Annotated in this window: 18 protein-coding genes; 9 read left to right on the forward strand and 9 right to left on the reverse strand. The window is 51.7% G+C overall.

All coding sequences use genetic code 11. The features are described from left to right. Positions 1–16 precede the first annotated feature (16 nt). Entirely contained in the window at positions 17–283 is a 267-nt protein-coding gene (locus tag R5268_RS17825) for a DksA/TraR family C4-type zinc finger protein (protein ID WP_036413658.1), read from the reverse strand. Between the two features lie 130 nt (positions 284–413). Next, positions 414–3,248, reverse strand: a complete 2,835-nt coding sequence (gene uvrA / locus R5268_RS17830) for an excinuclease ABC subunit UvrA (protein ID WP_317420183.1) — start codon at positions 3,246–3,248, stop codon at positions 414–416. A gap of 276 nt (positions 3,249–3,524) precedes the next feature. Between uvrA and ssb1 the strand changes: the two genes are divergently transcribed. Beyond that, positions 3,525–4,046, forward strand: coding sequence for a single-stranded DNA-binding protein SSB1 (ssb1, locus tag R5268_RS17835; protein WP_317420181.1), 522 nt, complete (start codon positions 3,525–3,527; stop codon positions 4,044–4,046). A gap of 68 nt (positions 4,047–4,114) precedes the next feature. Here the strand turns inward: ssb1 and R5268_RS17840 are convergent, their stop codons facing one another. Continuing rightward, positions 4,115–5,044 carry a histone deacetylase gene (locus tag R5268_RS17840; RefSeq protein WP_317423118.1) on the reverse strand — a complete coding sequence of 310 codons (930 nt, stop codon included), beginning with the start codon at positions 5,042–5,044 and terminating at the stop codon, positions 4,115–4,117. Then, positions 5,041–5,508, reverse strand: a complete 468-nt coding sequence (locus R5268_RS17845) for a hypothetical protein (RefSeq protein WP_107680350.1) — start codon at positions 5,506–5,508, stop codon at positions 5,041–5,043. The genes R5268_RS17840 and R5268_RS17845 overlap by 4 nt, the downstream gene beginning before the upstream one ends. A 1,333-nt stretch (positions 5,509–6,841) precedes the next feature. Between R5268_RS17845 and ilvB the strand changes: the two genes are divergently transcribed. Next, positions 6,842–8,533, forward strand: coding sequence for an acetolactate synthase large subunit (ilvB, locus tag R5268_RS17850; RefSeq protein WP_107680351.1), 1,692 nt, complete (start codon positions 6,842–6,844; stop codon positions 8,531–8,533). Between the two features lie 17 nt (positions 8,534–8,550). Continuing rightward, positions 8,551–8,835, forward strand: coding sequence for an acetolactate synthase small subunit (gene ilvN, locus R5268_RS17855; RefSeq protein ID WP_004238249.1), 285 nt, complete (start codon positions 8,551–8,553; stop codon positions 8,833–8,835). A gap of 42 nt (positions 8,836–8,877) precedes the next feature. Here ilvN and R5268_RS17860 read toward each other — a convergent pair whose 3' ends face one another. Next, positions 8,878–9,435, reverse strand: a complete 558-nt coding sequence (locus R5268_RS17860) for an XRE family transcriptional regulator (protein ID WP_317420175.1) — start codon at positions 9,433–9,435, stop codon at positions 8,878–8,880. Between the two features lie 170 nt (positions 9,436–9,605). Between R5268_RS17860 and R5268_RS17865 the strand changes: the two genes are divergently transcribed. Next, positions 9,606–10,355, forward strand: coding sequence for a sulfite exporter TauE/SafE family protein (locus R5268_RS17865; RefSeq protein ID WP_317420173.1), 750 nt, complete (start codon positions 9,606–9,608; stop codon positions 10,353–10,355). Positions 10,356–10,361: 6 nt separating this feature from the next. Here R5268_RS17865 and R5268_RS17870 read toward each other — a convergent pair whose 3' ends face one another. After that, complete coding sequence (locus R5268_RS17870) at positions 10,362–11,153, reverse strand: M15 family metallopeptidase (protein WP_317420171.1); 792 nt, start codon at positions 11,151–11,153, stop codon at positions 10,362–10,364. 264 nt (positions 11,154–11,417) lie between these two features. Here R5268_RS17870 and R5268_RS17875 point away from each other — a divergent pair, with 264 nt between their 5' ends. From R5268_RS17875 to R5268_RS17885, 3 genes are all read left to right on the forward strand, one after another. Continuing rightward, the gene (locus R5268_RS17875) at positions 11,418–12,764 is read left to right on the forward strand and encodes an NCS2 family permease (protein WP_046892749.1); all 1,347 of its coding nucleotides are present in this window, start codon (positions 11,418–11,420) and stop codon (positions 12,762–12,764) included. 271 nt (positions 12,765–13,035) lie between these two features. Then, entirely contained in the window at positions 13,036–14,685 is a 1,650-nt protein-coding gene (locus tag R5268_RS17880) for a Na+/H+ antiporter (RefSeq protein ID WP_046892750.1), read from the forward strand. Positions 14,686–14,688: 3 nt separating this feature from the next. After that, on the forward strand, positions 14,689–15,588 hold the full coding sequence (locus R5268_RS17885) for a carboxylate/amino acid/amine transporter (protein WP_317420170.1): 900 nt from the start codon (positions 14,689–14,691) through the stop codon (positions 15,586–15,588). Here R5268_RS17885 and metR read toward each other — a convergent pair. After that, complete coding sequence (metR, locus tag R5268_RS17890) at positions 15,473–16,435, reverse strand: HTH-type transcriptional regulator MetR (protein ID WP_054426156.1); 963 nt, start codon at positions 16,433–16,435, stop codon at positions 15,473–15,475. The genes R5268_RS17885 and metR overlap by 116 nt on opposite strands. Positions 16,436–16,540: 105 nt before the next feature. On the opposite strand from metR, the gene metE reads away from it, so the two are divergent. Then, positions 16,541–18,826 carry a 5-methyltetrahydropteroyltriglutamate--homocysteine S-methyltransferase gene (gene metE, locus R5268_RS17895; protein WP_317420169.1) on the forward strand — a complete coding sequence of 762 codons (2,286 nt, stop codon included), beginning with the start codon at positions 16,541–16,543 and terminating at the stop codon, positions 18,824–18,826. Between the two features lie 65 nt (positions 18,827–18,891). On the opposite strand, the gene prfH is transcribed toward metE, so the two are convergent. Together prfH and R5268_RS17905 are read right to left on the reverse strand one after the other, a co-directional pair. After that, on the reverse strand, positions 18,892–19,500 hold the full coding sequence (gene prfH / locus R5268_RS17900; RefSeq protein ID WP_317420167.1) for a peptide chain release factor H: 609 nt from the start codon (positions 19,498–19,500) through the stop codon (positions 18,892–18,894). Then, positions 19,500–20,636, reverse strand: coding sequence for an RNA ligase RtcB family protein (locus R5268_RS17905; RefSeq protein WP_317420165.1), 1,137 nt, complete (start codon positions 20,634–20,636; stop codon positions 19,500–19,502). The genes prfH and R5268_RS17905 overlap by 1 nt, the downstream gene beginning before the upstream one ends. Positions 20,637–21,078: 442 nt before the next feature. Between R5268_RS17905 and udp the strand changes: the two genes are divergently transcribed. Continuing rightward, positions 21,079–21,834 (forward strand): uridine phosphorylase, encoded by a 756-nt coding sequence (gene udp, locus R5268_RS17910; protein ID WP_004238238.1) that lies wholly within the window; start codon positions 21,079–21,081, stop codon positions 21,832–21,834. The last annotated feature ends 88 nt before the right edge of the window (positions 21,835–21,922 follow it).

Consider the following 21,922-nt stretch of genomic DNA (forward strand, 5'->3'; position numbering starts at 1 on the left):
CTGTTCCGCGCCTGTTTCAGCGTAGCTGACTGTCTTTACTGCCGCGCCGGTTATAGCCGCTGAATGCGGCCTGTTTTTTATCTGCTTCTGCCTGACAGTTCACACACAGCTGTACGCCGGGTATCGCGTCACGCCGCGCCTGCGGGATCGGGTCACCGCACTCCTCACAAAACAGCGCACTTTCTCCTGTCGCCAGCTGGCTGCGCACCCGAGCGACCGCATCATCCAGTGTGGCATCAATCTGCTCCTGAACAGCAGAATCACTTGCCCATCCGCTTGCCATTTTCGCCTCCTGTTTCCGGTGGTTGCCCGATACTCTATTTTATCACGGGTTGCTTATTATTTCACCAGAACGGAAAGCGGATAAAAAAATACCGCAGCGGGTGCTGCGGTATTTTCAGAGGCGGGGAAGATTAATATCCTCTTTTCAGAATCGGCTTCAGGAAGCGGGCTGTGTGTGAGCGTTCACATGCTGCCACTTCTTCCGGGGTACCGGCGATAAGGATTTCACCGCCGCCGCTGCCGCCTTCCGGGCCTAAATCCACAATCCAGTCTGCGGTTTTAATCACATCCAGGTTATGTTCGATAACCACAATACTGTTACCCTGGTCGCGCAGCTGATGCAGCACTGCCAGCAGTTGTTCGATATCCGCGAAGTGCAGACCGGTAGTCGGTTCATCGAGGATATAGAGTGTCTGCCCGGTGCCGCGTTTGGACAGTTCCTTCGCCAGTTTCACCCGCTGCGCTTCACCGCCGGAGAGGGTTGTTGCCGACTGCCCGAGGCGGATATAAGAGAGGCCGACATCCATCAGTGTCTGTAATTTACGCGCCAGCGCCGGAACCACATCGAAAAACTCACGGGCTTCCTCGATAGTCATATCCAGCACTTCGTGGATATTTTTCCCTTTGTATTTCACTTCCAGGGTTTCGCGGTTATAGCGTTTGCCTTTGCACTGATCGCACGGCACATACACATCCGGCAGGAAGTGCATTTCCACTTTCAGCACGCCGTCACCCTGACAGGCTTCACAGCGCCCGCCCTTGACGTTGAAACTGAACCGCCCCGGTGTGTAGCCGCGTGAGCGGGATTCCGGTACGCCGGCGAACAGTTCGCGGACAGGGGTGAACACGCCGGTATAGGTTGCCGGGTTTGAACGCGGTGTCCGGCCGATAGGGCTCTGGTCGATATCGATCACTTTATCGAAATGTTCCAGACCTTCGACTGATTTATACGGCGCCGGGGTGACGGTAGTCGCACCGTTGAGCTGTGTCTGGGCAATCGGGAACAGTGTGTCATTGATCAGGGTGGATTTCCCTGAACCGGAAACCCCGGTGATGCAGGTAAACAGCCCGACCGGCAGATTCAGTGTCACATTCTTCAGGTTGTTGCCGCTGGCACCGGTAATGGTCAGCATTTTGGCCGGATCTGCCGCATTGCGTTTTTCGGGGATGGTGATCCGCCGTTCGCCGCTGAGGAACTTCCCGGTCAGGGACTCCGGTGTGCCGATAATATCGTCCAGCGATCCCTGAGCAACAATTTCCCCGCCGTGGACACCCGCGCCCGGGCCGATATCGATAATATGATCAGCGGCACGGATAGCATCTTCATCATGTTCAACCACAATCACGGTATTGCCGAGATCACGCAGGTGAACCAGGGTTTCCAGCAAACGGTCATTATCGCGCTGATGCAGCCCGATAGACGGTTCATCCAGCACATACATCACGCCGACCAGACCGGCGCCGATCTGACTGGCAAGACGGATACGCTGTGCCTCACCGCCGGACAGCGTTTCTGCGGAGCGGGAGAGGGTCAGGTAATTCAGACCGACGTTAACCAGGAATTTCAGGCGATCCTGAATCTCTTTCAGTACTTTTTCGGCGATTTTCGCGCGCTGGCCGCTGAATTTCAGGTTATTAAAGAAGTCCATCGCATGGCCGATGCTGAAATCAGAAATCTGCGGCAGTGTGGTGTCATCGACAAACACAAAGCGGGCTTCTTTTTTCAGACGGGTGCCGCCACAGGAAATACACGGGCGGTTACTGATATATTTGGCCAGTTCTTCGCGTACCGCCATGGATTCCGTCTCTTTATAACGGCGTTCCATATTGTGCAGCACACCTTCGAACGGATGATGACGGACTGTCACATCACCCCGGTCATTGGAATATTTAAATTCAATGGATTCACGACCTGAACCATTGAGGATCACTTTCTGAATTTTGGCCGGTAATTCTGAGTACGGGGATTCAATATCAAACTTATAATGATCCGCCAGGGACATCAGCATCTGATAATAATAGAAATTACGGCGATCCCAGCCGCGGATAGCCCCACCGCCGAGTGACAGATTCGGGTTCTGCACCACGCGATCCGGATCGAAAAACTGCTGTACACCCAGACCGTCACAGGTCGGGCAGGCACCAGCCGGGTTATTGAAGGAGAACAGGCGCGGCTCCAGCTCACTCATGCTGTATCCGCAGACCGGACAGGCAAAGTTCGCTGAAAATACCAGCTCTTCGGCACTGTTATCTTCCATATCGGCGATAACAGCGGTACCGCCGGACAGTGTCAGTGCCGTTTCAAAGGATTCCGCCAGGCGCTGTGTCAGATCATCCCGTACTTTGAAACGGTCAACCACCACTTCGATGGTGTGTTTGATCTGTAATTCCAGTTTCGGCGGATCAGAGAGATCACAAATTTCCCCGTCGATCCGTGCACGGATATAGCCCTGTGCCGCCAGGTTATCGAGCAGTTTGGTGTGTTCGCCTTTACGCTCTTTAACGACCGGTGCCAGCAGCATCAGTCGTTTGCCTTCCGGCAGGGTCAGAACATTATCCACCATCTGGCTGACCGTCTGTGCCGTCAGTGGAATATCGTGATCCGGACAGCGCGGCTCACCCACTCGGGCAAACAACAGACGCAGATAGTCATGGATCTCAGTAATGGTGCCCACGGTGGAACGCGGGTTATGGGAAGTGGATTTTTGCTCGATGGAAATTGCCGGGGAAAGCCCTTCAATATGATCCACATCCGGTTTTTCCATCAGCGACAGGAACTGACGCGCATACGCGGACAGGGATTCCACATAGCGGCGCTGCCCCTCGGCATAGAGTGTATCAAAGGCGAGGGACGACTTCCCGGAGCCGGATAACCCCGTGATAACAATCAGTTTATCACGCGGAATAATGAGGTTGATATTCTTCAGATTGTGGGTGCGGGCGCCCCGTATATCGATATTATCCATGTACCACTTCCCGGGAGTTTCAGATAGCGACCAATTTATTCAGCCTGATATTATTGCACATAATTTACTGAATGGATATCCAGTATCAGAAGAAATCTGTGTATAATCTCAGCAGCATTTGCCTGACAGCTGATGACATTTTGCGCAGCAGATTTTAGAGAAGACACGCAAATATGAAAAGCCGATCGCGGCAAAAGATTACCGATTCAAAAAAGTCACCCAGACGTGTTAGACTAGATCCTTATATGTTTTAAACAATTTCATCGGGAGCATTTCATGGCCAGCAGAGGCGTCAACAAAGTCATTCTTATCGGGAACCTGGGTCAGGATCCGGAAGTGCGTTACATGCCTAACGGCGGTGCGGTTACCAACATCACACTGGCGACATCAGAATCATGGCGTGATAAACAAACCGGCGAAATGAAAGAGAAAACCGAATGGCACCGTGTGGTGATCTTCGGCAAACTGGCAGAAATTGCCGGTGAATATCTGAAAAAAGGTTCACAGGTTTATATCGAAGGCTCACTCCAGACCCGTAAATGGCAGGATCAGAGCGGCCAGGAACGCTACACCACGGAAGTCGTGGTCAATATCGGCGGCAGCATGCAGATGCTGGGCGGCCGCAGCGGTGGCGGTGATAATGCATCACAGGGCGGTGGCTGGGGACAACCACAGCAGCCGCAACAATCCCAGCAGTTCAGCGGCGGCGGTAACCCGCGCCCGGCACAACAACCGGCAGCACCTGCACCGCAAAGCAATGAACCGCCAATGGATTTCGATGACGATATTCCGTTCTGATCTGAATATCTGTTATTTCATATAAAAAATCCCGCGTTGGCGGGATTTTTTATATCTGTGATCTGCAATCAGTCCGCAGTGTCGGTGATAATACCGTTAATGGCGCGCGTGACACAGGTTGCACTGAGTTTTGAGTAACCACCTCCGCCAAGAAAAACAGCGGGAAATTGTTTCTCTGACAGGAACTGCCAGGTTGTTTTGTCTCTTTCTGCAATATCACCGATTGTCAGTGAAAGGCCGCCGAGTTTATCTGCTTCAAGCGGATCTGTGCCGGTAATGACAAATGCTATTTTATAGTTACCGTTTATCTTATTTAAGGCATCACGGTATTGTCTCAGATAATGATTACCACGGGTTTTTTCCGGAAGCGGAACAGGGATATCAACACGTTCACGTGTATATTTTGACTGCGGATAAATATCCTGATTATAAATATCAAGGATCGTCACTCTGTTGTTATCCATAAAATCGACAGCATTACCATTGCCGTGATGTGCATCCGTATCAATAATTAATATTCTGTCATCCGCGGACAGGATATTTCTCCGGCGTAATTCCTGATAGCAAATCGTGATGTCATTATAGATACAGAATCCCTCCATATTCTGGTGAGATGCGTGATGATAGCCACCGGCAAGATTCCAGAAAATGGTGTTCTCCTGTATCGCTTTTTGTGCTCCCAGCAATGTGCCGGCGATACCAAAACGCATGGGAGTTAATACATGCTTATCCAGATATGAATAGCTGAGGAAGGGGGCCGGAGGGAACTCAAGTGCTCTCAGGATACCCTTTTTATTTTTGACTCTGTATTTCATTATCCCGGAAAGATAATCTTCTGTGATCTGCTCATCTATAGCGGAATCAGGCATGTGAAACCGGATTTTACTGTTATTTTTCAAATCATTAAAAATAGATTTGAATTTCATCCCGTAAAACGGATGAAAGTAACTCAACAGTCCGATGTCAAAATTATAATTCTCACTATAGATTACATTCATACTATATTTACCGAGAGTTCCTGTGCATACCGTAAGATATCATGAGGTGTCCAGATCCCTCTACCCAGAGTTGAACCTAAATATTTGGAATAATTACTGGCTGATGGGGTAAAGCCGGGTTTTTTATCACAGGCAACAGCCAGGCATTCAGCAACAATATGAGAGCAGTTATTGCGGGCCAGCTGATATCTCGGTGTGTTACTCATCAGTTCTGCGATATGAAATGCAAGTTTTTCTTCATTGATTTCATTAATAGTGACAACCCGGGGTTGCCTGTTGCCTTCATTTTCAATATCTTCCTTTAACGCGCCCATAAAGGCACCGGGATGACTATTGGATTTAATTTTAAGATCTTTTTTTCCTGCACTGTCTTTTGGCCAGAAACTGACGTAGTTTCCCTGAAACGAAAGAGATGCATGTCCGATATATTTTCCTTCCGGCAACCAGATATAAACTTTTAACATGTAACACTCCTTGTTTTTAACTGAGTGCTAAATGTATTTTTTTATCCGTAAAGCGAAATAATGATTAGTCTTAATCTTATTTTTTCATGCATATCGTCTGCATATGAAACATGAAATGTACTTTGCTGAAATATCACAGATGAAAATAAGGTGTTATCAGCTCAGAATAAATAAGAAAAAAATTACTTTTCTGCGTAGTTCTGCATAGTCAGCGGCAAAAAAATACCCCTTACGTCGGGTGACAGTAAGGGGTGATGTCTCATGCCGTTGGATGAACACATGAGATTGCCCGGGGTTAACAGGCAGTACAGCTTATGTTTTTATAAGTCCTGTTTTTATCCTGTTTGTCTGATTTTTTATCAGAACGGGTATTTTTATTATAAATATCTGTCGTAACCGGATGTGTGTTTGCTCTTTTTAAAGAAAAAACCCAATGAAACCATTGGGTATCAATGCGTTATATACTCAATTTTTATTAAAATATGATAAGAGGCTTAAAGAGCATGTGTCGGATTACGTTTTATCTGTAAACCTGAAACGTGACAATCACAGCAGTAATTATATGTGATCAATATCACGTAAAAACACCTGTTTTAGCTGTATTTGTAATTTCGATGTAACTTGTCAGATTATTTTTAACCAAATAATCACATTTTAACGTATTCTGTTAATCGGCCCGGTAATTGAATAAATCCTGTTTTTTATTGCACTGAGCAATAAAACTGATAAAAAAATGATTTTTAGTGACTGACAGCGATAATGTGAACAGGCGCTGTTTTCAGTGATCTCCCTGCGATATATTCCGCTGTGATTTTCGTTCCATGGTTTGTATAGCTCCGGATAATTGTTTCTTTTCCCTTTTTTATCGCTGTTTTTTAGCGGAAACAGTACTGTTTCCCGCTGTAACAGTAAATTGAGTATTTTGATATTTTATTTTAAATCAATAGGTTAGTTATTTTTGATTTTTATGGTAGTGATTTATTAGTGATAATGATCACAATTCAGCGGCTGAATAAAAAATAAATGAAAAAAGGCTTGTACAGATTTCATTCTTATGTTTTTTTAAAGTACGAACCGAATTTATTCATACACAATTTACTGTTGAGAGATACCCCGTGAAACCATTCACCCGTCCGCAAAACGTACTACTAACAACCGCGCTATCAGACGCGGTTGTCGTCGTGCGTGTGGTAGTGGTGGTGGTCGTCGGCAGCGCGCCGTAACGGGCTGGGATCAGCAACAGGATCACTAACCCCGCCGGCGTAAACCGAGCGGGGTTTTTTTATGTCAGGCTCCGCGAAACTGAACCGGTTGTTAAGAAAAGGATGATGTTATGGGAGCTTCACAGCAGACTCAGGCAAAAACCCGGATGACGGGGGCGGAATTAATTATCCGCATGTTAGAACAGCACGGGATCACTTCTGTCTCCGGGATTCCGGGCGGGGCGGCTCTGCCGCTGTATGATGCGCTAGGCAAAAGCCGCATCCGCCATATCCTCGCCCGTCACGAACAGGGGGCCGGGTTTATCGCGCAGGGTATTGCCCGCACAACCGGCAAAGCGGCGGTATGTATCTCCTCCAGCGGGCCGGGTGCGACCAATCTGATGACCGCGATTGCGGATGCCAAACTGGATTCGGTTCCGCTGGTTTGTATCACCGCCCAGGTCTCTTCGCCGATGATCGGTACTGATGCCTTCCAGGAAGTGGACACTTACGGCATGTCTATCCCTATCACCAAGCATAATTATCTGGTACGCAACGTTCAGGATCTGCCGGGTATTATTGCGGATGCATTCCGTATTGCGGAATCCGGCCGTCCGGGACCGGTCTGGGTGGATGTGCCGAAAGATGTTCAGGCAGCCATCATTGAGATTGATGAATTGCCGCCAATCATGCCAAAAGATTCGTTACCACTGTTTGATGCCGAAAAAGTCAGCGAAGCGGCCGCCATGATTAATCAGGCGAAGCGCCCGATCCTGTATATCGGCGGAGGTATTGTGGCTTCACAGTCACAGCAGCTGGTGCAGAGTTTTGCCGAACGTGCCGGGTTACCGACCACCATGACCCTGATGGGGTTAGGTACCATTCCGCAGCAGCATCCGCTCTATCTGGGGATGTTAGGGATGCACGGCGCCCGCTATACCAACATGATTTTGCAGGAATCTGATTTGCTGATTGTGATCGGGGCGCGTTTTGACGACCGGGCCATCGGCAAAGCCGAGCAGTTCTGCCCGGATGCCAAAATTATTCATGTGGATATCGACCGTGCGGAGATCAGCAAGATCAAGCAGCCGGATATCGCGATCAACGCGGACGCCGGACAGGTTCTCGCCATGCTGCTGCCGCAGATTGAGGTGAATACGCGTCAGGCGTGGAATGATCATATCACGCAGATCAAGCAGGAATTCCCTCTGGAGCAGATCAACAAGAGCAATCCGTTAAGTCACTTCGGGCTGATCGCTGCGGTGGCGGATGCGGTGGATAACGATGCCATTATCACCACGGATGTCGGTCAGCACCAGATGTGGGTGGCGCAGGCGTATCCGTTATGCCGTCCGCGCCAGTGGCTGACCTCCGGCGGGCTGGGAACCATGGGCTTTGGTTTACCGGCGGCGATTGGTGCCGCACTGGCGGAGCCGTCACGCAAAATTATCTGCTTTACCGGTGACGGCAGTATTATGATGAATATCCAGGAGATGGCGACAGCCGCAGAGCATAATCTGGATATCAAAATTATTCTGATGAATAACCAGGCGCTGGGGATGGTTCACCAGCAGCAGACGCTGATGTTCGATGAGCATATTGTGGCATCTGCCTATCCGTATCAGACTGATTTTGTGACGATTGCCAAAGGTTTCGGATTGCATACCTGTGATCTGAATAAAGAGAGTGATCCGCATGCTGCATTGCAGGCGGCGATTGACCATCCCGGGCCGTGTCTGATCCACGCATTAATCGATGTCAGTGAAAAAGTGTGGCCGATGGTATTGCCGGGTGATGCCAATATCGATATGGTCACAGCCTGATGACAGAGGACAGAATCATGGAAAAAAATAATCAGCCTATCGCTCTGGAACTGGTCGTCCGTAACCACCCCGGTGTTATGACGCACATTTGCGGTCTGTTTGCCCGCCGGGCGTTTAACGTGGACGGTATTCTGTGCCTGCCGCTGCCGGGACAGGATCACAGCCATATCTGGCTGCTGGTGAAATCGGATGATCGACTAAGCCAGATGGTCAGTCAGGTGGAAAAACTGGAAGACGTGCAGGACGTGAAGTACAACGAAGATATCAGTATCTTTGAACAACTGAATAAATACATTCAGTAGAGTGATAAAACCGGGCTGATAAGCCCGGTTTTTTGTCCGGAATTACGGCGATGTCTGGCCGATATGGGAATAAGACATAATCAGCGTACCGCTCAGCTCACCTTCCATGCAGATATAAGAGTGGGGAATATCACAGGAGAACGCATAGAAATCCCCCGTTTCCAGCAGTACTGTCTGATCTTCATTAAAGCGCATCATCAGCGTACCCTGATGGATAAGAATATGTTCATGGGTACCGGTACTGTGCGCGGGACTGTTAATAATCGCACCGCGGATCATCTTCAGGTGCCAGATCTCCGAAATATTCCCCATACCGACACGGAATTTAAAATCTTCCGCATATTCCCCTTTAAAGACTTTATTTTTTTCGTAACGGGGATAACCTTCATTACTGGCGGTAAACAGATCGCCCAGCGGAAAACGCAGTGCAACGGCAATGGCCTCCAGTGTATCGATACGCGGATTGGAATCACCGGATTCCAGTTTGGACAGCGCGGCTTTCGAGATGCCGGAGAGTTTTGAAAGATCATTGAGCGACAGGTTACGCGCCTGGCGCAGCAGTTTGACTTTCTGGCCGATGTGGGCACTGGTTTTAAGCATAATGTAATTGATACCAATGAAATTTGCAGGGAAACCCTGTTAGTATTGCACACTTGTTGTACAACAGTAAGCCGTGATTTTCCGGAAAGACAGGTCTGATAAATGATGTTATCAGATGAAAGCGTCCGGCATGGTGATAATTAACATATGTCATTAAACGGGTGCTCACCATGATCTACACCCTGCCATGGGCAGATTTTTTCATCTGTTTTACCGTGCTCTTCGCCGGTTATCTGGTCTTCGGGATGGTCGGATTCGGATCTGCGCTGATCGCAAGTCCGGTGCTGGCTTTCTTTATTCCGGTTTCGCACATTGTGCCGATGCTGGCACTGATGGATCTGGGCGCGGCGGTGATTAACATTACCCGCGACGGGCGCAAAGCCGATTTTGCCGAGCTGAAATGGATGGTGCCGCTGATGATCGGCGGCAGTCTGATTGGTGCGGCGATTCTGCTGAAAACACATCCTGATTTGCTGGCGGTGCTCCTCGGAGCGTTTATTGTTCTCTATGCGCTTTATTCTCTCTTTATTAAGAAGACGGCACGGCATTATCCGCAGAAATACATTATTCCGTTTGGTATCGGCGGCGGTATTCTGAGTGCGCTGTTCGGGGCGGGCGGGTTTGTGTATGCCATCTATTTTGCCGGGCGGATTGAGGACAGAAACCGGTTCCGTATCACGCAGACCACGCTGATTGGCTTCAGTACATTAACCCGCGTGATTATTTTTCTGATCATGGGCATCTATTGGAACAGCGAAATCGCTATTACTGCGCTGCTGTTTCTGCCTGCGATGGTGGCGGGGATTGTCCTCGGGCGGCATATCACCATGCGTATTCCGAAAGAGGCCTTTTTCCGTTTCCTGAATATGGTGATCCTGCTGGCCGGGCTGACGCTGCTGATCAGTAACCTGGTGCACTGACGGCGGTCAGCGCAGGATTTTTTTAGCGCATTGCCGGGCGCGCAACAGCTCATCACCGGTTTTGCTTTTACGGAAACAGTCGCGGTAGCGGGCGGCATAGGCACGGTATTCTGCCTGTGCGTCCGGCAGCGGCAGTGACAGCAGATGATTAATAAAGGTAAAACTGCCGATCTCCGCATGCTGAAAATCCACCGGATTTTTCCATTCCCCGCCCCAGCGGAGAAAACCGTGGCTGAAAACCAGCGGCAGCACCGTTTCCATTTTTCCGTTACGAATGTTTTCTCTGTTGGTCAGCGCCGTGGCGGATTGCGGCGGGCTGATGGTCACACGGCCGTTTTTATCGCGGAAGCGGTAAGGGTTTTGCTGCGGATTAATATCGATCGCCATGCCGTAAGCGTGTTTTGACCAGGCTTTCTGACTTGCCTGACGACGGCCGTTAAATGCCGACGTATTATTGGCGGCCATGGATGCCTCATCATCACCGCCGAAATCCTCTATCGGCAGCACACTGTGCAGCGGAAATTTCTGCCGGTACAACTCACCGAACAGCGCTTCCGTTTCAGGGGCAATAATATCGGCGACAGTAATGGTGCCGGTGCGGGTTTCACCCTCAAAGGTGATAAACCGGACATCCACATTCACCAGCCGTTCACAGGGCACCGGGTTTTCCGGTGTGATAATGCCAAGTGCGGTCATAGCGCGGCAGGTGTCCGGGCTGAGCGGGGTGATCGCGGCATGTGCCGCCGGTAAAACAGCGCAGAACAGGCTCACGGGGAGGAGATAAGCAGTCAGTTTCATTACAGATTCCGTCATCAGGCACCGGGACGGATGATGATAACCCGTCTGTGCGGCAGATGTGAAAAAATTCCCGGATTTGGCCTTGATTATCAGGATTTTTCCTAAGATAATCGTTTGCCTCAAAAAATCACATCTTTTCTCTGTTGAAAGCCAAACGTTTGCGTCGTGTGTATCCGGTTTTTTTACCCGGAAACCGGCAGATTTTTTCTGAAAACGCAATCGTTTACGTGATGTGACACAAAATTCATTAACACAGGTGATGACATGTCTGCGACACAGCCGCAAAGCGGGTGCAAATTAGACCAATTTTTTAAACTGACTGAGCGCGGAACGACTGTCCGCCGTGAAGTTCTCGCCGGACTGACCACATTCCTGGCGATGGTGTACTCCGTGATTGTTGTGCCGGGTATGCTCGGCCAGGCGGGTTTCCCGCATACGGCAGTTTTTATCGCCACCTGTCTGGTTGCCGGGTTCGGCTCTCTGCTGATGGGGCTGTGGGCGAATCTGCCGATGGCGATCGGCTGTGCGATCTCCCTGACAGCCTTTACGGCATTCAGCATGGTGCTTGGTCAGAATATCCCGATTCCGGTCGTACTGGGCGCGGTCTTCCTGATGGGAGTTCTGTTTACCCTGATCTCCGTAACCGGTATCCGGACATGGATCCTGCGTAATATTCCGATGGGGATTGCACACGGTACCGGTATCGGTATCGGCCTGTTCCTGCTGCTGATCGCCGCCACCAATATCGATCTTGTGATTAAAAACCCGAACGCAGGTATGCCGGTGGTGCTGGGGGATTTCACCTCTTTCCCTGTGATGATTGCACTGGCCGGTCTGGCGGTGATTTTCGGCCTGGAACGTCTGAAAGTCCCGGGTGCGGTACTGCTGGTTATTATTGCGATTTCCGTTATCGGGCTGATTTTTGACCCGAATGTGAAATATCAGGGCTTTTTCAAATTACCATCTCTTGGTGATGACGGACTGTCACTCTTTTTCAGCATGGATATTATGGGCGCACTGAAGCCGCTGGTGTTGCCGACAGTCCTGGCACTGGTGATGACGGCGGTGTTTGATGCGACAGGTACGATCCGCGCGGTTGCCGGTCAGGCAAATCTGCTGGATAAAGATAATCAGATCATTAACGGCGGCAAAGCACTGACAACTGACTCAGTCAGCAGTATTGTGGCCGGTGTTGTCGGCGCGGCACCTGCTGCGGTGTATATCGAATCTGCGGCCGGTGCTGCTGCGGGTGGCCGTACCGGTCTGACCGCGACGGTAGTCGGTGTGCTGTTCCTGCTGATCCTGTTCCTCTCTCCGCTCTCTTATCTGGTTCCGGCCTATGCCACGGCACCGGCACTGATGTATGTCGGCCTGCTGATGCTGAGTAATGTCAGTAAACTGGATTTCGGTGACTTTGTCGGTTCGATGTCCGGTTTACTGTGTGCGGTGTTTATTGTGCTGACCGGTAACATTGTAACCGGGATTATGCTGGGCTTTGCTTCACTGGTTATCGGCCGTATCGCCGGGGGTGAATGGCGTAAGCTGAATATCGGCACTGTTCTTATCGCAGCGGCACTGGTGGCGTTTTATGCTGGCGGCTGGGCAATTTAAGTAATAAATCACCACTTAACGGAAGTTGGTGGTGACGATACGCTTTATTTATACGATTTGTCTCAAAATACTAATTAATTGCCCGAATTAATGGCATGAGAAGATAAAATAGCAGTGGCGGATAACGCATCCGCCGCTGCTTTTTTTGTATGATAGTGGCAACCGGCGGTAATTTTTTCTCTTCCGGGGTCTTATTACGGTTTTTTTGCCGTTATTAACAGTGTCTTCTTTGTCAGCGGGCTGATTAAGCCCTAAGTTCAGTAAGGGTAATATGGAAATATTCTTTACGATTCTTATTTTGATTCTGGTCGTGTCGGTGTCCGGTGTTCTCACCAAAATGATTCCGTATCGTATTCCGTTACCTATTATTCAGATCGCAATGGGGGCACTGCTTGCCTTCCCGCAGTTTGGTCTGCATGTCACGTTCGACCCTGAACTGTTTCTTGTCCTGCTGATACCGCCGTTGCTGTTTGTTGACGGCTGGAAAACCCCGACCCGGGAATTTATGCAGAAAGGGCGGGAAATCTTCATTCTGGTGCTGTTCCTGGTGCTGGTCACCGTTATTGGTATCGGGTATCTGATCTACTGGCTGATGCCGGGGATTGAGCTGATTCCGGCCTTTGCTCTTGCTGCGGTACTGTCACCTACAGATGCCGTGGCGCTGTCGTCGATTGTCGGCAAAGGGCGCATTCCGAAACAGATGATGGGCATTCTGGAAGGCGAGGCGCTGATGAACGACGCCTCCGGTCTGGTCGCGCTGAAATTTGCCGTGGCAATTGTCATGGGCACGATGATTTTCTCGGTCACCGGGGTCACGCTGGAATTCTTCAAAGTCGCTATCGGCGGTCTGCTGGCGGGGGTGGCGGTCACCTGGCTGTACAGTAAATCGCTGCGTCTGATGAGCCGCTGGAGCGGGGATGACCCGGCCACGCAAATCGTCTTTATGTTGCTCCTGCCGTTTGCTTCTTATCTGATTGCGGAACATATCGGTGTGTCCGGTATCCTGGCGGCCGTGGCAGCAGGGATGACTATCAGCAAATCCGGCGTGATCCGCAATGCGCCGCTGGCGATGCGTCTGCGGGCAGATAACGTCTGGGGGATGCTGGAATTCGTCTTTAACGGTCTGGTCTTTATTATGCTCGGCCTGCAACTGCCGGGGATCTGGCAGGTGTCCGTTATTGAGGCGGAACTGGACCCGACAGTAGAAACATGGATGCTGTTTACCGCGGTTATCGTGATCTATTTTGCCCTGCTGGTACTGCGTTTCTGCTGGCTGTGGATGATGAAAACCGTCAGCCGCCTGACCTTAAAACGCAAACCGCTGGACTTTACATTCTACACCACCCGTGACCTGTGGCTGGCGTCATTTGCCGGGGTGCGCGGGGCGATAACACTGGCGGGTGTGCTGTCCATCCCGCTGTTCCTGCCGGACGGCACGCCGTTCCCGGCCCGTTATCAGATGGTGTTTATCGCCGCCGGGGTGATTATCTTCTCGCTCTTTATGGGGGTGGTATCACTGCCGTTCCTGCTCAAGGGCATGAATGTCGGGGATAAACAGGCAGATGCCAATGAAATCCGCGCGGCGAAAGCGGCGATGGCGGAAGTGGCGATTGTCAGTATCGGCAAGATGGAAGAGCGTTTGTCCGCCAGTTCGGACGAGGCGCTGGATGCGGAAGCTATCAGCGAGGTGGCTTCGCGGGTTGCCGGACACCTCAGGCGGCGTACCGCCGGGGGGGATGAGATGGAATACAATCTCCAGGTGGAAGATCTGGAACGCCGTTTCCGTCTGACGGCACTGCGTGCCGAGCGCGGGGAGCTGTATCACCAGCGTGCGACCCGTAATATCAGCAATGAAACCCTGCAACTGCTGCTGCATGATCTGGATCTGCTGGAAGCCCTGCTGGTTGAGAAAGAAACATAACCGATGCCGTTACTGATTATTACCACGATTTTATGGGCCGCATCATTCAGCCTGATTGGCGAGTATCTCGCCGGTCAGGTGGACAGCTGGTTCTCTGTATTAGTCCGGGTGTCGCTGGCGGCACTGGTTTTCCTGCCGTTTCTGCGCTGGCGCGGGATCGCCACAAAAGTCATTCTGATGTATATGGCGGTGGGTGCCTGTCAGCTCGGCATTATGTATCTCTTTGTTTTCCATGCCTACAACTACCTGACTGTCGCGGAATTTCTGCTGTTCACCGTGCTGACGCCGCTTTATGTGACACTGATTTATGATCTGCTGGAGCGGCGCGGGTTGCGGTGGGGATATGTGTTCAGTTCGCTGCTGGCGGTGATTGGTGCGGCGGTGATCCGCTATGACCATCTCAGTGATTCTTTCTGGACAGGGCTGATTCTGGTGCAGCTGGCGAATATCTTCTTTGCCATCGGCCAGGTGGGTTACAAGCGGCTGATGGAAGTGCATCCGCTGGTGCAGCGCACGGCATTCTCCTGGTTCTACCTCGGTGCCTGTGTGGTGGCGCTGGCGGGCTGGCTGCTGTTCGGTAATTTCGCCAAAATGCCGTCCACGCAGTTACAGTGGGGCGTCCTGCTGTGGCTGGGGATTGGTGCTTCCGGGATCGGCTACTTTATGTGGAACTACGGTGCCACACAGGTGGACGCCGGAACACTCGCGATCATGAACAACATGATGGTTCCGGCGGGGTTACTGGTGAACTTCGCCATCTGGCAGCAGCATCCGGACTGGCTCACGTTCAGCATTGGCGCAACCCTGATTGTTGCATCGCTGTGGGTGCACCGGGTATGGATACTGAAGCCGTCTTTACAAAAGGCAGATTGTCCACCGCGTGCTGACGCGTCGCACGAATAAACGACTCAACAGCCGGCTGACGCTGTTCCCCGCTGCGGTTTGCGGCATACAGCCGGCTCCACAATCCTTCCCCTAAGGTTTTGGTCACCACCATTCCCTGTCTTTCGAAATTCTCCACCGCCCAGTGCGGCAGTGCGGCGATCCCCATACGGGCAGCCACCATCTGGATCATCAGCAGGGTGTTATCCACGGTTTTTATCTGCGGGGAAACACCGGCCGGTTGCAGGAAACGCCGCCAGATATCAAAGCGCTGACGTTGCACCGGATAAATCAGCAGGGTTTCTGCTGTCAGATCCTGCGGCTGAATATGCAGACGGCGGGCCAGCGGATGATCCGGTGCCACCACCAGTTTCACCTCATAATCAAACAGTGGTGTATACGTCAGCTTCCCGTTGTGCTGCTCATCAATGTCGGATGTCAGCACCACATCGAGTTCGCGTTTCAGCAGTTCCGGCTGCGGATCAAAACTGACGCCGGAAGTGAAATCGACATTAATCTGCGGCCAGCTTTCGCGGAAATGCGCCAGTGCGGGGGTCAGCCACTGAATGCAGCTGTGGCACTCAATCGCCACGCGCAGCGCGGTCAGCCCCGGCTCATTACACTCACGGATAGCATCTTTCACCAGCGGCAGTACCTGCTCTGCCAGTTGCAGCAGCACCTGTCCCTGCGGAGTGAATTGCAGCGGCTGGGTTTTGCGGATAAAAATCCGGTAGCCGAGCCGGTGTTCCAGTTCACTGAACTGATGGGAAAGGGCGGATTGTGTCTGATGTAACGCACCTGCTGCTCCCGCGAGCGACCCTGACTGATTCAGTGCCTGAATCGTTTTTAAATGTTTTATTTCTATCATGAGGAACCTTCAGGTTAGCGATGAAGAATTTGCGCTTGTTTCTTATACAGTACCCGTTGATTATGGATGTGTAAACATCTGGATGGCTAAATGATAGGATTTTTTATGACGACACATAATCACACTCTGGGTTTTCCGCGTATCGGTCTGAAAAGAGAACTGAAAAAAGCGCTTGAAGGTTACTGGGCAGGGCAGATTTCGCAGGATGAGCTGCGCGATACCGGCCGTGAATTACGCCGCCGCCACTGGCAGCTGCAAAAAGAGGCCGGGGTTGAATTATTGCCGGTCGGGGATTTCGCCTGGTACGATCATGTTCTCGGCACCAGTCTGCTGTTTGGTAATGTGCCGCCGCGTCATGCCGGTGCTGACGGGGATATTGACCTCGATACGCTGTTCCGTATCGCCCGTGGCCGTGCGCCTTCCGGTGAACCGGCCGCAGCAGCGGAAATGACAAAATGGTTTAACACCAACTATCACTATATTGTGCCGGAGTTTCAGCGCGGGCAAACCTTCAGCGTGAGCTGGCCGCAGCTGTTTGACGAGGTGGATGAGGCGCTGGAGCAGGGCTTTGCGGTGAAACCGGTACTGCTCGGGCCGGTCACGTATCTGTGGCTCGGCAAAGTGAAAGGCGCTCAGTTTGATCGCTTATCATTACTGCCGTCACTGCTGGCAGCCTATAAAACCGTGCTGGAAAAACTGGCGGAGCGCGGTATTGAGTGGATTCAGATTGATGAACCGGCACTGGTACTGGATTTACCACCGGAATGGCAGTCCGCTTACCGTACCGCGTATGATGCTTTGCAGGGGCATACCAAACTGCTGCTGACCACCTATTTTGACAGCGTGGGCCACCATCTGCCGCTTATCTGTGAACTACCGGTGCAGGGGCTGCATGTTGATTTTGTCGCAGGCAGCGATGATATTCAGGCTATTCATGAAGCCTTACCGGCAGACTGGCTGCTCTCCGCCGGTCTGATTAACGGGCGCAATGTCTGGCGTGCCGACCTGCGGCAAAAATATGATGTGATAGCACCACTGGCCGGAAAACGTGATCTGTGGATTGGCACATCCTGCTCGCTGCTGCACAGTCCGATTGACCTGCGTGACGAAACCAAGCTGGATGAGGAAGTCAAAAGCTGGTTTGCTTTTGCGCAGCAGAAATGTGAAGAACTGGCATTGCTGACCCGTGCGGTCAACAGCGGCTCGGCGGGTGATATTGCCGCGCTGGAGAAATACAGTGCCCCTATCACGCTGCGCCGCCACTCTTCCCGCGTGCATAACGCCGCAGTCGCGGCCCGGCTGGCGGCGGTAACCGCCCGCGACAGTGAACGTGCCGCGCCGTACGCTGAGCGTGCAGAGGCACAACGCAGTCGTTTTAATCTGCCGCTGTGGCCGACCACCACAATCGGTTCTTTCCCGCAAACGACGGAAATCCGCGGGTTACGTCTGAACTTCAAAAAAGGAAATATCGATAAAGCGTTCTACCGTACCAATATCTCTGAACATATTAAGCAGGCGATTAATGAGCAGGAACGGCTCGGACTGGATGTGCTGGTTCACGGTGAAGCGGAACGTAATGACATGGTGGAGTATTTCGGCGAGCATCTCGACGGTTATGTCTTTACGCAGAACGGCTGGGTGCAGAGTTACGGCTCCCGCTGTGTGAAACCGCCGGTGATCATCGGTGACATCAGCCGTCCGGAACCTATCACGGTTGACTGGGCGACGTACGCACAATCCCTCACCAGCAAACCGGTGAAAGGCATGCTGACCGGGCCGGTGACCATTCTCTGCTGGTCATTCCCGCGCGAGGATGTCAGCCGCGAAACTATTGCCAAACAGATTGCTCTGGCACTGCGTGATGAAGTGGACGATCTACAGAAAGCCGGGATCGGTATTATCCAGATCGATGAACCGGCACTGCGTGAAGGGCTGCCGCTGCGCCGCGAAGAGTGGGCGGAGTATCTCACCTGGGCGGTGGATGCCTTCCGGCTCAATGCCGCAGTCGCAGAGAATGACACTCAGATCCACACCCATATGTGTTACTGCGAATTCAATGACATCATGGATTCCATCGCGGCGCTGGATGCGGATGTGATCACCATTGAAACATCACGCTCGGATATGGAACTGCTGGAAGCATTCGAAGATTTTGATTATCCGAATGAAATCGGGCCGGGTGTTTATGATATTCACTCACCGAATGTACCGGAAGTGGAGTGGATTGAAGCCCTGCTGCGCAAAGCGGCGGATAAGATCGCCGTGGAGCGTCTGTGGGTTAACCCGGACTGCGGCCTGAAAACCCGCGGCTGGGATGAAACCCGCAAAGCTCTGGCAAACATGGTGGAAGCGGCGCGCCGTCTGCGGGAAAATCCGCTGACATCCCGCTGAGGAAATCTGCCTTATATAAGAAGAGAAAAGCCGGTCAGTGATGATCGGCTTTGTGTTATGTGCCGTCAGCTGACCGGACGGAAATCCGGCCCGCTGAAGCAGCGTGTTGCCCGGCCGCGTTCGATCTGGTGATGTGACCGGTGGCGCTCGCCGTTCAGTGATGCGGACTGCTGTTGCTGATACTGGCTGAGATGCCATTCAATCAGGCGGCAGGCCAGTTTTTTGTTGGCGTGCTGACTGCGTTCAGACTGCACTTTGACCGTAATACCGGTGGCAATGTGCGTGGCCCGGACAGCGGATTCTGTCTTATTCACATGCTGACCGCCCGGCCCCTGTGATTTAAGACGTTCAAAGACAATCTCGCTGTCTGATACTGCCTGCGGCGCAGTAAAACGGCGGATACCGATAAACCAGTTTTTACGCCGGTGTGTCGGGCGGAACGGGCTGGCACACTGCCACTGCAATGTCCCGCACCAGCGATCCGCCAGCGTATCCGCAAACTCTCCGTCCAGTGACAACAATGCGGAATGCAGTCCGTGCTGTGACGGCATTTCCTCCGCAATGGTCACGGTGACCGGCGACTGTGCGGCCTCCTGCAAAAAGAGACGCAGCGCATGCTTCACTGCCAGGCAGCACTCTTCCGGGCCGTGAGCTGCAGAAAACTGTAATAACATCAGCAGCACTCCCCGCTCGTTTTGTAGGTCAGCAACGGTTTCAGTCGTGCCACTACGGTAATCAGTCCGGCACCGCACAGACTGTCTATCACTGTCTCAATAGATTTATAGGATTGCGGCGCTTCCTCATAAATCAGTTGTTTATTGGCGCAGATAACCCGGCTGCCGAGATCAGTCCGGGATAACTGTGCCGGCGTATAACGGTGAGAAAGACGTCCTTTACACTCGGTACGCATCCATTTACGCCCTGCGCCGTGTGCGAGAGAGTAAAGGCTGTCAGCGGTTGCATGCGGTTTCACCAGATAACTGTAATCCCCCCGTGAACCGGGGATCACCACATAATCATGATTTACCGGGGTTGCCCCTTTCCGGTGCAGCCAGCCGTCACGTCCGTTGATCGTACAGGCCTCCACCAGGTTGTGATTGATATCGAGTACCGCGTCACCCCCGGTACGCAGTTGCTGCATCATCCGCAGCGCAATCAGCGCCCGGTTATGCTGTGCAAAATCCAGTGCCTGCTGATGTGCCGCCAGATATTCAGCCGCTTCCGGTGTGTTTTCTGTCAGTCCGCCGTGGCTGAACTGCTCAACATGATGACGCAGAACCATCTGCCCCAGCCCGCGTGAACCGCTGTGAACCAGCAGTATTACACGCTGTTTATCCAGCCCGGACGCGGCAAACAGCCCGTCATCACAGATCTTATCGATCTGCTGAAACTCAGCGAAATGATTTCCGCCGCCGACAGAAGACAGAGACGCCGCAAACGGATGTGATGCGAAATGATCGCTCACGTGCTCTGTCAGCCAGTCTGCATCTGCATGGTCATGCATGCTGCGCAGTTGTTTTTCTGCCTTGTCAGCATTGAGTTTGCTGACTTTCAGCTCAGTCTGGTACAGCGCCATACCACAGCCGATATCGTTACCGACCAGCGCGGGATAAAAACGGCCTTCAGAGAAAAATGCCGCACCCACCGGATAGCCTCTGCCGGGATGCAGATCCGGCATACCGGCAACAGCCGTCATACCCGGTAATTGTGCGGTGGTGATCAGTTGCTGAATCGCGTTACTTTCGATCCACGTCGCATCCGAGGCGATATAAGAGACGCCCGGCGCGACAAAATGCATATAATTGCCCATAATCCATTCCGGAAAATAGTGAAAATTCGGGTTTACGGCGGGCAGTCAGGAAGAAACAGACAGGAAACAGGGACGGGTAATACGGAGAAATAACGCTGTAATACCGGTGTGATAATCAGTTCTGCAAGAGCCCGCAAAGAGTACACAGTAATGTTGTCATATGAACCTCCTTACGTTCTGAAAGTGACAGGTCAGCACGGACAGCGTGCCGGAATGGTGCGGATAGTAGAGTGAGGCGGACAAAAAATCAACCTGTGTTTTGCTTTTTCAGAGAGCAGTCCGGTGACATTTTCAGCACAAATCACTGTTTATGTGATTTGAGTCTCATTTTTATGTAATTGATTCATTTGTTAGTATCAATGAAGTGATAATAATCACTAAATTTTGTGCGTCGACACGTTAGAGTGTCCTCAATAATCACTTTTTCGCAAAGGAGTTCAGGATGGCTGATGTATTTCATTTAGGTTTGACTAAAGCAGATTTACAGGGTGCGACACTGGCTATCGTGCCGGGCGATCCGAACCGGGTCGAAAAAATTGCCCGCCTGATGGATAACCCTGTTCATCTCGCGTCTCTGCGTGAATTCACTTCATGGCGCGGTGAACTGGACGGCAAAGCGGTCATCGTCTGCTCAACCGGTATCGGCGGCCCGTCCACTTCTATCGCGGTGGAAGAACTGGCGCAGCTGGGTATCCGCACGTTCCTGCGTATCGGTACCACCGGCGCGATTCAGGAAAATATTAATGTCGGTGATGTCCTTGTGACCACGGCTGCGGTACGCCTGGATGGTGCAAGTCTGCACTTTGCGCCGATGGAATTCCCGGCCGTGGCTGACTTTGAATGTACCACCGCGCTGGTAAATGCAGCGAAAGCAGCCAAAGCTACCGTCCATATTGGTGTGACCGCTTCTTCTGATACTTTCTATCCGGGCCAGGAACGTTATGATACGTTCAGCGGCCGTGTGACCCGCCGGTTCAAAGGATCAATGAAAGAGTGGCAGGAAATGGGCGTGATGAACTTTGAAATGGAATCCGCCACACTGCTGACCATGTGCGCCAGCCAGGGGCTGCGTGCCGGGATGGTTGCCGGGGTTATTGTTAACCGCACCCAGCAGGAAATTCCTGATGAAGCGAAGATGAAGAAAACAGAATCCAATACCCTGGATATTGTGGTGGAAGCCGCCCGTCATCTCATCTGATCGTTACCGGTTTCATGAATCAGCCGTATCACCGGATTTTCCGGTGGTGCGGTTTTTTTTTAATCATTCATTCTGTAAATCTGATACA

The sequence above is a fragment of the Morganella sp. BCCO 40_0007 genome (assembly GCF_032989665.1).
GTDB classification, from domain to species: Bacteria; Pseudomonadota; Gammaproteobacteria; order Enterobacterales; family Enterobacteriaceae; genus Morganella; species Morganella sibonii.

What these genes read in the sequence shown, in the direction of transcription:
- metR (WP_054426156.1), bottom strand. Translation starts at nt 16,435, where the DNA reads ATGATAGAAATAAAACATTTAAAAACGATTCAGGCACTGAATCAGTCA.
- metE (WP_317420169.1), top strand. Translation starts at nt 16,541, where the DNA reads ATGACGACACATAATCACACTCTGGGTTTTCCGCGTATCGGTCTGAAA.
- prfH (WP_317420167.1), bottom strand. Translation starts at nt 19,500, where the DNA reads ATGTTATTACAGTTTTCTGCAGCTCACGGCCCGGAAGAGTGCTGCCTG.
- uvrA (WP_317420183.1), bottom strand. Translation starts at nt 3,248, where the DNA reads ATGGATAATATCGATATACGGGGCGCCCGCACCCACAATCTGAAGAAT.
- ssb1 (WP_317420181.1), top strand. Translation starts at nt 3,525, where the DNA reads ATGGCCAGCAGAGGCGTCAACAAAGTCATTCTTATCGGGAACCTGGGT.
- ilvN (WP_004238249.1), top strand. Translation starts at nt 8,551, where the DNA reads ATGGAAAAAAATAATCAGCCTATCGCTCTGGAACTGGTCGTCCGTAAC.
- R5268_RS17905 (WP_317420165.1), bottom strand. Translation starts at nt 20,636, where the DNA reads ATGGGCAATTATATGCATTTTGTCGCGCCGGGCGTCTCTTATATCGCC.
- R5268_RS17885 (WP_317420170.1), top strand. Translation starts at nt 14,689, where the DNA reads ATGCCGTTACTGATTATTACCACGATTTTATGGGCCGCATCATTCAGC.
- R5268_RS17870 (WP_317420171.1), bottom strand. Translation starts at nt 11,153, where the DNA reads ATGAAACTGACTGCTTATCTCCTCCCCGTGAGCCTGTTCTGCGCTGTT.
- R5268_RS17845 (WP_107680350.1), bottom strand. Translation starts at nt 5,508, where the DNA reads ATGTTAAAAGTTTATATCTGGTTGCCGGAAGGAAAATATATCGGACAT.
- R5268_RS17865 (WP_317420173.1), top strand. Translation starts at nt 9,606, where the DNA reads ATGATCTACACCCTGCCATGGGCAGATTTTTTCATCTGTTTTACCGTG.
- R5268_RS17840 (WP_317423118.1), bottom strand. Translation starts at nt 5,044, where the DNA reads ATGAATGTAATCTATAGTGAGAATTATAATTTTGACATCGGACTGTTG.
- ilvB (WP_107680351.1), top strand. Translation starts at nt 6,842, where the DNA reads ATGGGAGCTTCACAGCAGACTCAGGCAAAAACCCGGATGACGGGGGCG.
- R5268_RS17860 (WP_317420175.1), bottom strand. Translation starts at nt 9,435, where the DNA reads ATGCTTAAAACCAGTGCCCACATCGGCCAGAAAGTCAAACTGCTGCGC.
- R5268_RS17875 (WP_046892749.1), top strand. Translation starts at nt 11,418, where the DNA reads ATGTCTGCGACACAGCCGCAAAGCGGGTGCAAATTAGACCAATTTTTT.
- R5268_RS17825 (WP_036413658.1), bottom strand. Translation starts at nt 283, where the DNA reads ATGGCAAGCGGATGGGCAAGTGATTCTGCTGTTCAGGAGCAGATTGAT.
- udp (WP_004238238.1), top strand. Translation starts at nt 21,079, where the DNA reads ATGGCTGATGTATTTCATTTAGGTTTGACTAAAGCAGATTTACAGGGT.
- R5268_RS17880 (WP_046892750.1), top strand. Translation starts at nt 13,036, where the DNA reads ATGGAAATATTCTTTACGATTCTTATTTTGATTCTGGTCGTGTCGGTG.